14 protein-coding genes and 1 pseudogene are annotated in these 11,724 nt (G+C 55.7%); 10 read left to right on the forward strand and 5 right to left on the reverse strand.

What is annotated here, in order from left to right:
* Positions 1 to 10: 10 nt before the first annotated feature.
* From EKL29_RS15835 to EKL29_RS15850, 4 genes are read left to right on the forward strand one after another with little or no spacing between them, the layout of a single operon-like run.
* The gene (locus EKL29_RS15835; RefSeq protein ID WP_269950472.1) at positions 11 to 859 is read left to right on the forward strand and encodes a transporter substrate-binding domain-containing protein; all 849 of its coding nucleotides are present in this window, start codon (positions 11 to 13) and stop codon (positions 857 to 859) included.
* Positions 860 to 865: 6 nt separating this feature from the next.
* A complete protein-coding gene (locus EKL29_RS15840; RefSeq protein WP_269950471.1) occupies positions 866 to 1,591 on the forward strand; it encodes an ABC transporter permease in 726 nt (241 codons plus the stop codon).
* Positions 1,592 to 1,600: 9 nt separating this feature from the next.
* Positions 1,601 to 2,284: an ABC transporter permease gene (locus EKL29_RS15845; protein WP_120455949.1), complete on the forward strand. Its 684-nt coding sequence runs from the start codon at positions 1,601 to 1,603 to the stop codon at positions 2,282 to 2,284.
* Positions 2,284 to 3,063, forward strand: coding sequence for an ABC transporter ATP-binding protein (locus EKL29_RS15850; protein WP_126690165.1), 780 nt, complete (start codon positions 2,284 to 2,286; stop codon positions 3,061 to 3,063). Before EKL29_RS15845 ends, EKL29_RS15850 begins: the two co-directional genes overlap by 1 nt.
* Positions 3,064 to 3,162: 99 nt before the next feature.
* Here EKL29_RS15850 and EKL29_RS15855 read toward each other — a convergent pair whose 3' ends face one another.
* From EKL29_RS15855 to EKL29_RS15865, 3 genes are read right to left on the reverse strand one after another with little or no spacing between them, the layout of a single operon-like run.
* Entirely contained in the window at positions 3,163 to 3,576 is a 414-nt protein-coding gene (locus EKL29_RS15855; protein WP_120455954.1) for an ASCH domain-containing protein, read from the reverse strand.
* Positions 3,576 to 4,373: a molybdenum ABC transporter permease gene (locus EKL29_RS15860; protein ID WP_120455956.1), complete on the reverse strand. Its 798-nt coding sequence runs from the start codon at positions 4,371 to 4,373 to the stop codon at positions 3,576 to 3,578. The genes EKL29_RS15855 and EKL29_RS15860 overlap by 1 nt, the downstream gene beginning before the upstream one ends.
* A complete protein-coding gene (locus EKL29_RS15865; RefSeq protein ID WP_126690166.1) occupies positions 4,373 to 5,290 on the reverse strand; it encodes an extracellular solute-binding protein in 918 nt (305 codons plus the stop codon). Before EKL29_RS15865 ends, EKL29_RS15860 begins: the two co-directional genes overlap by 1 nt.
* Before the next feature lie 302 nt (positions 5,291 to 5,592).
* Between EKL29_RS15865 and EKL29_RS15870 the strand changes: the two genes are divergently transcribed.
* The 3 genes from EKL29_RS15870 (at position 5,593) to EKL29_RS15880 (ending at position 8,143) form a co-directional block, all read left to right on the forward strand.
* Positions 5,593 to 6,117 carry a phenolic acid decarboxylase gene (locus EKL29_RS15870; protein ID WP_120455961.1) on the forward strand — a complete coding sequence of 175 codons (525 nt, stop codon included), beginning with the start codon at positions 5,593 to 5,595 and terminating at the stop codon, positions 6,115 to 6,117.
* 596 nt (positions 6,118 to 6,713) lie between these two features.
* Entirely contained in the window at positions 6,714 to 7,121 is a 408-nt protein-coding gene (locus EKL29_RS15875) for a DUF2382 domain-containing protein (RefSeq protein ID WP_120455963.1), read from the forward strand.
* Between the two features lie 23 nt (positions 7,122 to 7,144).
* Positions 7,145 to 8,143, forward strand: a complete 999-nt coding sequence (locus EKL29_RS15880; RefSeq protein WP_126690167.1) for a YsnF/AvaK domain-containing protein — start codon at positions 7,145 to 7,147, stop codon at positions 8,141 to 8,143.
* 484 nt (positions 8,144 to 8,627) lie between these two features.
* Here the strand turns inward: EKL29_RS15880 and EKL29_RS23345 are convergent.
* Positions 8,628 to 8,741, reverse strand: a pseudogene (locus EKL29_RS23345) (thioredoxin); the annotation flags it as partial.
* Between the two features lie 276 nt (positions 8,742 to 9,017).
* On the opposite strand from EKL29_RS23345, the gene EKL29_RS15890 reads away from it, so the two are divergent.
* The 3 genes from EKL29_RS15890 to EKL29_RS15900 all read left to right on the forward strand — a co-directional run bounded on the left by EKL29_RS15890 (position 9,018) and on the right by EKL29_RS15900 (position 11,028).
* Positions 9,018 to 9,287: a hypothetical protein gene (locus EKL29_RS15890; RefSeq protein WP_120456570.1), complete on the forward strand. Its 270-nt coding sequence runs from the start codon at positions 9,018 to 9,020 to the stop codon at positions 9,285 to 9,287.
* A 114-nt stretch (positions 9,288 to 9,401) separates the two neighbouring features.
* Entirely contained in the window at positions 9,402 to 9,983 is a 582-nt protein-coding gene (locus EKL29_RS15895) for a flavin reductase family protein (RefSeq protein WP_126690168.1), read from the forward strand.
* A 28-nt stretch (positions 9,984 to 10,011) separates the two neighbouring features.
* Entirely contained in the window at positions 10,012 to 11,028 is a 1,017-nt protein-coding gene (locus tag EKL29_RS15900; RefSeq protein WP_120455969.1) for an NAD(P)-dependent alcohol dehydrogenase, read from the forward strand.
* A 33-nt stretch (positions 11,029 to 11,061) separates the two neighbouring features.
* On the opposite strand, the gene gstA is transcribed toward EKL29_RS15900, so the two are convergent.
* On the reverse strand, positions 11,062 to 11,664 hold the full coding sequence (gstA, locus tag EKL29_RS15905) for a glutathione transferase GstA (protein WP_126690169.1): 603 nt from the start codon (positions 11,662 to 11,664) through the stop codon (positions 11,062 to 11,064).
* Positions 11,665 to 11,724: the final 60 nt, after the last annotated feature.

Genomic DNA, 11,724 nt, shown 5'->3' on the forward strand with positions numbered 1-11,724 from the left:
GGATCTCACTATGATGATGCGCAAAGGCCTGTTCGCGGCCACGCTGGCGCTGGGTTTACTGGCGGTGCCGGCGCTCAGCCAGGCAAAAGATTTCGGTACCCTGAAGTTCGCCACCGAAGGCAGCTATCCTCCGTTTAACCAGACCACGCCGAACGGCAAGATCGTCGGTTATGAACCTGACATCGTGGCTGAGCTGGCGAAGCGCGTCGGCTTTAAATATGAAATCAGCGCCCAGAAGTGGTCAGGTCTGATCCCTGGCCTTATTGACGGCAAATATGACGCCGTTATCGACGCGGTGACGGTCACGCCGAAACGTGCCGATGCCATCGACTTTACTCAGCAATACACCGTCAGCATCTCCAGCTTCGTTACGGCCAAAAGCTCGCCGCTGGCGACGCTGCCCGGCAGCGGCGTCGTGGTGAAGGCTGATGACGCGGCGGGAATGCAGAAAGCGATCGATGAACTGAAAACTACGTTTAAAGGCAAGACCATTGCGGTGCAGGTCGCCACTATTCAGGCGGATTTCCTGCAAAAGTATCTGGGCGACGTCGCTACTATTCGTACCTATCAGGCGGGGCCAGAAACGTTTGCCGACCTGATGAATGGCCGCGTAGACGCGGTGATGGCGTCACGCACCAACCTCAACGCCTTTGTGAAGAAGCATACGGATGCGATCAGCAGCAGCGGTTATGGTTTTAGCGGCGGCCTGCTGGGCGCGGGATCGGCAATTGGTCTGCGCAAAGGCAATGCTGAACTGAAGGGGGCGCTGGACGAAGCGCTCTCTGCGATGATCAAAGACGGCACGCTGAGCAAGCTCTCCGTGAAGTGGTTCGGCGAAGACGTCGCGCCGAAAGCCTGATAGCCCATGTTTATGCAAATAGACTGGCAGCTGATTGGCTTCGGCGACGAGGGCTGGGGCGGCGTGCTGCTGAGCGCCGCCACGGTGACGGTGACCGTTTCGCTCTGCGCCTGGCTACTGGGCGCGGTATTGGGCAGCCTGCTGTGCTGGATGCAGATTGCCGGTTCGCGCTGGCAGCAGCGTCTTGCGGCAGGCTATATCACGGTGTTTCGCGGCGTACCGGAGCTGCTGGTGATCTACCTGTTTTACTTCGGCGGTCGGCAGGTCATCTCCTCAGTCGGTACGGCGCTGGGCATGCAGGGGCCTTTTGATATCAACGGCTTTATCGCCGGCGCTATCGCCATTGGCCTGATCTCAGGCGCCTATCAGAGCGGCGTGTTTCGCGGCGCGTTTTACGCCATTCCCGGCGGCACGCTGGAGGCGGCAACGGTGACGGGCATGGGGCGGCTAATGCTGTTCCGCCGCATGATTGTGCCACAGGCGCTGCGCACCGCGCTGCCGGGAATGGGCAATCAATGGCAGTCGGTGATCAAGGAGTCGGCACTGGTGTCGGTGACCGGGCTGGTGGAAACCATGAATCAGATCACCACGGCCGCCAACTCCACGCAGATGTCTTTTTTCTTCTACAGCGTCGGCGCCGTGATCTATCTGATTATTACTACCTGTTCCGACTGGGTCTTCCGCGCCGTCGAGAAATTCGCTATGCGCGGCCAGCAGCGCGCCAGTGTGTAAGGAAAGCCAATGGATATCCCTTTTTTGCAGGAAACCCTGCTGGCGCTGCTCAAAGGCTTGCCGCTGACCATTAACCTGGCGGTGCTGTCGCTGCTTGGCGGCGGCCTGCTGGCGCTGGGGCTGAACCTGCTGCGTCAGACGCGCGTCGGCAGCTACTTCGCCCGACTTTACGTCTGGCTGTTTCGCGGCACGCCGCTGCTGATTCAGATTTTTATGATTTATTACGGGCTGGGCAGCCTGCCAGCGGTGCGGGAAAGCGTGCTGTGGCCGTTGCTGCGCGATCCTTACTGGTGCGGGTTGCTGGCTCTCATCCTCAACGATGCGGCCTATACCTCGGAGATCCTGCGCGGCGGCCTGAATGCAGTCAGTCGCCAGTCGCTGGAAGCGGCCAGAGTATGCGGCATGCCTTCGCATAAGATTTTTACCCGCATTACGCTGCCCATCGCCATCCGTCAGGCGCTGCCCGCTTACAGTAATGAAATGATCTCTATGCTTAAGTCTACCTCTCTGGTCAGCACCATCAGCCTGATGGAGATGACCGGCATCGCCGATTCCATTGTCTCCTCTACCTTTCGCGCGCTGGAAGTATTCCTCAGCGCTGCGGCGATCTATCTGCTGCTCAGCATGCTGGTGAGCAAAGGCGTCTCGGTGCTGGAGCGACGCCTCTCCCCCTATTATTTCGGAGCACGTTAATGAGCCAACCAACCATCATGCTGAGCCATCTCAGAAAGAGCTATGCGGGACATGAAGTGCTGCACGACATCAGCCTGACGGCGCAGGATGGCGATGTTATCTCTCTGATCGGCGCCAGCGGATCGGGCAAAAGCACGCTGCTGCGCTGTATTCCTTTTCTGGAAGTGCCGCAGGCGGGCGTTATCGCCGTGGGCGAGAACAGCGTAACGCTGGATAATCCCGACGAAAAACTTAATCGCGCGCAGCGCCAGCGTATCAAGCTGATGCGCATGCAGCTCGGCTTTGTGTTTCAGAGCTTTAACCTCTGGCCGCATAAGACGGTGATGCAGAACATTATTGAAGCGCCGGTGCATGTACAGAAGCGAAACCTGAAAGAGGCGACGGAAGAGGCCGAGGCGCTGCTGCATAAGGTCGGACTTTATGCCAGACGCGACGCCTGGCCGTCGCAGCTGTCGGGCGGCCAGCAGCAGCGCGTGGCGATTGCGCGCGCGCTGGCGCAGCAGCCGAAGGCAATTCTGTTTGATGAACCGACCTCGGCGCTCGATCCAGAACTGGTAGGCGAAGTGCTGCGCGTGATCCGCGGGCTGGCGGAAGAGGGCCGCACCATGATTATTGTGACCCATGAAATGGGCTTTGCCCGCGACGTGTCAAACAAAGCGGTGTTTCTGCATCAGGGGATGATTGAAGAAGAGGGCGCGCCGGAGCAGGTTTTTCTTGATCCCGTTTCGCCGCGCTGCCGTGCCTTTGTTAACAGCCATTTCCAGCGCAATGCAGGGTAGTCGTTGCGATCGGTTATAGCAAAAGAGACATAGCAGGCGAGGTCCGGTTATGTCTCTTCCGCTTTTATTTATCGGACTGCGCCGCAGGCGCTGTAACGACTACATCACCTCGATCAGCTGAAAAGTTTCAAACACCAGCTCCATCTCAGGATGAAAGGTTCCTTCGCTTTGGAAAAAGCGCTGATGCTCGCGACGCCAGCTTTCCAGGCTGAGATCGTCCTCCCCTTCCAGCATCGCCATTTCCGGCGTCACGCGGTCAAAGCGAGTTAAGAACAGGCCCGTCGTGCGGATGACGCAGCGCGGCTGACCCGCGCCATCCAGCACAATGCTGTAGCCGCCAGGCTGCGGCTTCGCCTCGTCCTCACTCCACGACTGCAGCGAGCCACAGCTCGCCACTTTTTTACCGGCAATCACCAGCGTAACCAGACGATCGGCCAGTTCGGACGAGTCGCCGAACGCCCATGCGTGCGCCTCAGGATATTTATCGGTTAACTGCTCCAGCGAAACGGACATCAGATCACTCCCGATCGGGTGCGCCGCGGTTGCCTGTCGCGCGCGTAACGGCGTACAAGCGCAAAGCAGGCCAGCGGCAAAGGTAAGGTAAACAACAACAGCAGCCACAGCAGCACGTAAACTGCATCGACGCCATCATTCTGCAAATTGTTGTAGAGCTTAACCGGAATGCCCTGCGGGAAATAGGCAAAGATCATCACAATGCCGAATTCGCCGATAGCGCGCACCCAGGCCAGCGCCACCGCCGACGCCAGACCTGGCGCGGCGAGGGGCAGAGAGAGCCGACGAAACCGCTGCCACGGCGACGCGCCCAGCGTACGGCCCGCTTCCAGAATGGCAACAGGCACGGCGGCAAAAGCCGAGCGCGCCGCCGTTATAAAGTAGGGCAGTGCGCCATACCACTGTGCCAGTACAAAGGCGGCAGGATTATTGACCAGTTCAATGCCCATACGGGCCAGCAGAGAACCAGCCGGCCCGTATGGGCCATAAGCGCTAACCAGAAGGATGCCCATCGCCAGCGGCGGCGTCAGCAGCGGGATCAGCACCAGAAGTTCTACCACTGCCCGCGCTTTACCTCGCGCCTGCGACAGCCACCAGGCGACAGGCAGGCCGCTCACGACAATCAGCAGCAGGGCAATAAGTCCCAGCCCGGTCGACGTTGCGATAGCGTCGCCGTCGCCCCAGGCCAGATGGAAATGTCGCCAGTGCGTGATGGCAATCAGCGTCAGAAAAGGCACTGCCAGCATCAGCAGTGCTGGCAGCGATAACCATAACGCTGAAGAAGGAGAGCGCTTCATTAGGGGTAAATCGCATCCCCTTTAGGCGCGGCGTAGCCATTCTGCTGGAAAAGCGCCTGACCCGGTTTGCTCAGCATAAAATCCACAAAGGCTTTACCCGCTGTTTCCCCGTGAGGCGCGTTTTTCAGCACCGCCGCATAGTAAACCAGCGGCTGAGTATGCAGGGTTTTCTCCTCGCCTTTGCTGTCTTTGATAGCAAAGCTGACGGTGTCGTACCATTTTTTGGCTTGCGCCGGATTGTACAGGTTGATCTCGTCCGGCAGCGCGACATAGGGCAGATGCGCAGAGATAACTTCGCTTTCGTAACCCGCGGCGGCATCTACCTGACCGCTCTCCAGCCGCGCCAGCAGGCCGCCTTCCAGATGCGTTTGCGCCGGATTCTGTACGCCGCCCATAATTTTGTCAGCCGCGCCCGGCTTGTTGTAGTACTTCTCCGCCAGCAGCAGGGTGAAGACGATATTCTGACCTTTAGGATCGTTGACCGGATCGGTGCGGCCAAACTTCAGGCCCGGCGTCGCCAGCACATCAAGCCAGCTGGCATCGCCCGCTTTCGCCGCGGCGGAAAATTTTTGCGCATAGAGACCTTTCGGGCTGTAGGCGATCACCATGCTGGTGCTGGCGACCGGCACGGCGTTGTCGATCAGGCCTGCATCCTTCAGGATCTGCATCGGTCCCGGCGTAATGGAGACAAAGACGTCAGCGGTCATTTTTTTGCTCGCCAGCAGGCGCGCCATACCGTAGGCGCCCTGGCCTTGCCCCTGATAGCTGCCGTTGTTCGCTTTGGCGAACGCCGGGCCTAAGCTCTCATCCATCACCTTACCCATAGAGCCCGCGTAGGTGACGCGGATATCGGTTGCCATCGCCGAGGCGCTACAGACCACGCCGCTAACCAGCGCTAAAAGCGCGAACTTTTTCATTTGCCTACTCGTTATAAAGAAAAATAGATAGCGATTATGGTAAGCCTGCCGCTGTCAGGCAAGCATCTGCCGTGCGGAAAGAGCGAAAAGGAGCAGGGCCTGAAGATAAAGTTGCGCTGCGTTGAGGGGCGGTTGAGTCTTTTTGCTGGCTGACCCCGCCTCCTTACGTGTGCTGAAGTGGTGAAGAGCTGATCCTCATCAATAATAAGTGAGCCGGTTAAATATTAGCATCCAGTGTTTCACGAGAACGCAGCTCTGCGTGCCGGGCCAGCGTTCTCCTTACTGATAACATGAGGTAAGCCATGACCATTGCTTCGATTAACGAGTCATCCCGCGATCTTTCGCAGTTTGTCGGTACGCATTTTGTCTACACCTACGATAACGGCTGGAAATATGAGTGGTATGCACGCAACGAAACGACCTGCGATTACCGTATCCATAAGGGGCTGGTAGGTGGACGCTGGGTGACGCATCAGAAGATGAATGCCGTACAGTTTGCTCCCGGCATCTTTAAGGTTGACTGGCATGAACCAACCGGCACCTGCGTCAGCCTGCTTTTTGATTTGAACCGCAAATTGCTGCACGGCACTATTTTCTTCCCGCAGTGGATTGCCGGTGAAGGTCAGCACCCTGAAAAAACCATCTGCTATCAAAATGAATTTATAGAAGATATGCATCGCTTCAGAGACGAAGGGCCCGCCTATCCTTATGTCATCATCCCTGAGTTCGCCGAAGTAACCTATATGAAAAATGAAGGGCCGGATAATGACAGCGTAATTGATCAGGCGCCAGGCCAGTTGCCAGAGAATTTCTTTGACGGTAAATAATTAATCCGCTCTGCCGCATACCGCCCTCCGGCGGCAGAGCATTTTGCTTTTTCTTTAAGCCGCTTTTATCTGCTGGATAGAAATCTGTACCGCAACGTATTCCGCACTTTATCCTTGAGCCCTGGCACTATTTCGGCCAGGAAAAATCACCCAGTCATTAATAAAGCCCCCGGAACAAGCGCAATATTCGCCTGCAGACGTAATTACTAACGCGCTGACATATTTTTACATCTTCTTTATTCGACTTATTTTACTTTAAATATAAATCATATAAATATCAGGTAGTTATATTGGGCTTGTTAGCAGCGTAGCTAAGTTATCTGTTTTAGGGGGTAGGAATTATCCTGAATTATCAGGGCGTACTCAAGAGAGTTAATCAGGCAATAAGTCGTTGGCTGGGCAGGATAAATTTTAACTGACGACAATTTTGCTTTTATATCCTCTGGTTCGAATTTTTAATTATTTTAATTTTTTTTGCCGTCTGGCTTGCAACGGCTGGGTTTTGATTCACACTTAAATTTCTTTAGTTGTAAATGCTTTTGATTTGATTATATCAGGGTGTTTATTTCAACCGGGCATTTCATAAAGGGTGAAATATGGCTTCTTCTTCAAACAATGACGAACATCCACATGCAAAAGAGGAAGTATTGCATCTGGCTGAAGAAAAGCTGACCGTATCGCGGGAAGAAGTTCTGGATGGTTATGTCACCGTTAAACGCCAGACTTCTACCCACAGCGAGCCAGTAAGTCTGATGTTACGCCGGGAAAACGTTGAGGTCACGCATGTGCCGAAAAACGAGCGCATTGTGACTATGCCCGATATCAGGGAAGAAGAGGGCGTCCTTATCGTTCCGGTGGTGGAAGAAGAAGTTGAAGTGATTCGCAGGCTGGTTTTGAAAGAGGAGTTGCATATCCGGCGAACGCATGAAGAGGTTCCCTGGGAAGAGACCGTTTCATTACGTAAACAGCATGTCGAGATTGACCGGAAAAAAGACGACACCTAAGCCATCATCACGCAGGAGGAATCATGGCACACGAAAAGATCGTAACGATGTTCAGTACCCTGGCTCAGGCAGAAGGGGCGAAGCGTAGCCTGATTAAAGCGGGTTTCGCAGAGCACGATATTGATGTGATTTCTGGCGAACGTCTGAAATCGGAAGGACACGAGGCCCGTCATCCTGGCTTCTGGCAGCGCCTGTTCGGCAGCACGGTGGATGAAGAGCAAAGCGGCGTGTATGAAGATGCGATTAATTCAGGCAGCGTGGTACTGACGCTGCGCGCTAATGAAGATCAGCTGCCGCGCGCTTATAGCGTTCTGGATGCGCATGACACAGGCGAACTGCCAACAGGCAATGGTCTGGGGCAGGATGACGGTTATACCGTTTCTGCCGCGCATAGCGCGCCTGGCGTAAACAGCGTTGGCGACAGCGGCGTGACTGAGCCGGTTCGCACCTCTCTGACTGGCGATGAAAGTGAAGAAGAAGTGCTGCGCCTTGCTGAGGAACGTCTGGAAGTGGGTAAGCGTCTGGTCAGTGAAGGGACCACGCGCGTACGCCGCTATACCGTAACCGATCAGGTATCGGAAGACATTTCGCTGCAGGAACAGCATGCTGATATTTTCCGCCGTTCAACTGGCGATCTGGCTGCAGCAGATAATGTCGACTGGGAAGAGAAAACCATCGAAGTTGCAGAAACGCATGAGCAGCCGGTCATTAACAAAACGGCGCATATCAAAGAGGAAGTGGTGGTTCGCAAAGATCAGAGCGAGCGCGTAGAAAACATCACTGATTCTGTCCGCCGCCAGGAAGTGGATATTGATCACGCGGATACCAACCTCTCAGCAGACGCGCCTTTAACAGGCGGTGCAACTGCCAGAACTGCGGGTACCCCTGGCACCCTGAACCAAACCGCGGGTACTTCTGGTGCCCTGAACGAAACGGATGCTGATGGCCGTATCGTCGAAAGAAGCGGCGTAGCAGGGGTTGAGGAAAAAGATAACGTTGATCCGCTCCTGAAACGTCCGTAACGCGTTTTTATTCAGCCTGTCGGGAGACCGTCAGGCCTGAATATGACAAGCTGCAGCGGGGAAGTCGACGCATTTGCCCTGGTGTTGGCTCGCTGCCGACCTCCCCGTCTGCACATATCAATTTATCGACATCTCAGCTAGTTTCAGTAGTTTATTATATTGCCAGATGTAACCGAAAACCCGCCGCGCGCTCCGTTGTTTATTTAATCTGGATAATTCCATGATCGGACAACAATTTCAGCAGACGAACGAAACGGCATAACGGCGAATTCCTGTGGTCTGACGCGAATTGTTTAAAAAGCGTCTGAAAGAAGCAGTGATGTAGCGATATGTTAAGTTTTTCAGCGGCGACAGCAGGAGGTAAAAAATGTCAGAACGCCCCGATACAGAACCCTTACCGGATGATGTAGAAATACCTGCTTACGAAGATGACGACACCGACCAGTCTTTTAATTCGCCTGCAGAATAAGCAGGCGACGCTCCCTCATGCCAGTAAGCGTCTGGCCCACGCGTTGACCTCATCGGCGCTGCCCATATCGGGTTGAATAAGCCCGTTAATCATAAAGCCAGGCGAGACGTGCACGCCGTTCCCTCTCGCATCAATGTCTGTGCGAAAACCGTTTAACCGCAGCTGACCAACGCGACGTTACAACAGCGGTATAAAGAAGCGCAATATGCCGCTGTTTACAGCGTAAACGCCCGCCTCTCTGAAAACGCTTTCACTGTGATAATCCCCCTATGTAAAAGTCGCCGAAAGCCCGGCGATACGACTATAGTTAATGCCAGATTAACATTAACTCATCCGTGGACGTTTTGTCTGCGCAGTAAAAGTTATAACAGCTCCCGAGCCGGAAAGGGCTAGAAGAGGTTGATTTTGCTTACTAATCTTTCCTGGAAGATAATCCACGACGTCATAAACAAGACTATCGAAGAGATGCTGGACGAGCAGCAAACGCTGAACGTACTCTCGCTGCGCTCGCGGCTGAGAGAGCTGGCAGAAAGCGAAACGGACGAAGTCATGGTGTTGTGTTACTGGCAGGCCAGTAAAGTCCTGATGCGGCTGCCTCCCACCGTGACGGCCGATCAGCTGATGACCGCAGCGCGCCACGCTTTTCGCACGCCGTTGAACCACGATCTCTTATAAAAATGGCCCGGCACGCAGCGGTAAACCTCGAAGAGCGAAAACGCGTAAAGTAAAACGTTTACAGTAATTTATGATGTGCAAAGCAGTGTGCGTCAATTTCAGTAAGGAACCGATATGTCGCATTTCCGCCCGGTGGCGCTTCAGCACGCCAGCCGCCTGCTCAATCATGGTCCCACCATTCTCATTACCAGCCAGCATCCGCAAACGCAACGCCGCAATGTGATGGCCGCCGCCTGGTCGACCCCGGTGGAGTTTACCCCGCCGCGCGTGGCTATTGTGGTGGATAAAGCGACCTGGTCGCGCGAGCTGATCGAGTCGAACAGCGCCTTTGGCGTCTGCGTCCCGGCAGCCGCCTTTGCCGATCTGACCTATGCAGTCGGCAATACCTCAGGACGCGATAACGATAAATTCGCCGCGTATAACATTCAGGCCATCAGTGGTCCGGAGCTGGGCGTGCCGCTGCTGGAAGAGAGCTGCGTCGCCTGGCTGGAGTGTCGGCTGTTGCCGGCGACAGAAGCGCAGCAAAACTATGACACGCTGTTCGGCGAGGTTGTGGCAGCGGCGGCTGACAGCCGCGTTTTTTATGAGGGTCGCTGGCATTTCAGCGCCGAAAACCGCGCGCTGCACACTCTGCATCATCTGGGCGGCGGGCAGTTCGTGACCGTAGCGGACACCTTTAGCGCCAAAATGCCCTGAGCGCATTCACTATATTAGCGAGGAAAGCATGAAATTTAAAAGTTACGCAGTGATGAAGGCTGGAGAAGCGCTTCAACCCTATGAGTACGATCCCGGCCCGCTGGCGGCGGAAGATGTCGAAGTAGAAGTCGATTACTGCGGCGTGTGCCACTCCGATCTGTCGATGATCGATAACGAGTGGGGCGGCTCGACCTATCCGCTGATCGCGGGTCATGAGGTGATTGGCCGCGTGGTCGCGCTGGGCGACAGCGCCAAAAATAAAGGGCTGAGCATTGGCCAGCGCGTGGGCATTGGCTGGACGGCCAAGAGCTGTCAGCACTGCGACGCCTGCATCAACGGCGAGCAGGTTAACTGCGTGAACAACAAAGTCTCTACCATCAACAATCATGGCGGTTTCGCCAGCCATCTACGCGCCAACTGGCAATGGGCGATCCCGCTGCCGGAAAACCTGGACCCTGCGACTGCAGGCCCGCTGCTGTGCGGCGGCATCACCGTCTTTAAACCGCTGCTGATGCACAACATTACCGCCACCAGCCGCGTCGGCGTGATCGGCATCGGCGGGCTCGGCCATATGGCGATTAAACTGCTGCGCGCGCTCGGCGCGGAAGTGACGGCGTTCAGCTCGTCGCCTTCTAAAACTGACACCATTAAGCAGATGGGTGCGGATTACGTTGTTAACAGCCGCGATCCGGAAGCGCTGAAAAAGCTGGCGGGTCAGTTTGACCTGATCATCAGCACCGTCGCGGTCGATCTCGACTGGCAGCCCTATTTCCAGGCGCTGGCGGCGAAAGGCAAGTTCCATACCGTCGGCGCGGTGATGAAACCCTTTGAAGTGCCGGCGTTTACGCTTATCACGGGCGATCGCGCGGTTACTGGCTCGTCCACCGGCTCGCCGGGGCAGCTGCGTTCGCTGCTTCGTCTGGCGTCGCGCGCAGATATCGCGCCAACCGTGGAATACTTTCCGATGTCGAAAATCAACGACGCGCTCGATCACCTGCGCGCCGGTAAGGCGCACTATCGCATCGTGTTGAAAGCGGATTTCTGATTGAAGAGCGCGCCCGTCGGGCGCGCTATTTTATTACAGCAGACCTTCCGACTTCATGGCGGCAATCACAGACGGGCGCTGCGCATGGGTCGCGGCAAAACGTTGCAGCGCTGGCCAGCGATCCAGGCTGAAGTCAACCACGCGGAACCAGCTCAGCACGTTGAAGAGATACGCATCGGCAATGGTGAAATGATTAGCGTAAAGGAAGCTGTTATCGCCCAGCGCTTCTGCCAGCCAGTCAAGGCGTTTGGTCAGCGTAGCGGTTGCCGCCGCCTTCCACTCTGGCGTTATGGCCGGATTGAAGAAAGCGCCGATGCCCTTGTGCAGTTCGGTTGAAATAAAGTTCATCCACTCCAGCACCGCATAGCGCGCTTCGCCGCTTGCCGCCAGCAAATTGCTCTCCGGCTTCAGGTCCGCCAGGTACTGCGCGATTACGGCGCCTTCGGTCAGTACGTGACCATTATCCAGCTGCAACGCCGGCACATAGCCCTTGCTGTTGATCGCCAGGAAATCTTCGCCTTCTGCGGTACGTTTGGTTTTCAAATCCACCGCGACGGAGGTATGCGGCAAACCGGTTTCGTGCAGAACGATATGGGTAGTCAGCGAACAGGCGCCCGCTTTGTAGAAAAGTTTCATCTCGTTGTAATCCCTGTTTTGTTTTTTTGCCGCCGCAGTCTACGGCAGCGCAGGCCGCTC

The organism is Pantoea sp. YU22, from assembly GCF_003970755.1.
GTDB lineage: Bacteria > Pseudomonadota > Gammaproteobacteria > Enterobacterales > Enterobacteriaceae > Pantoea > Pantoea piersonii.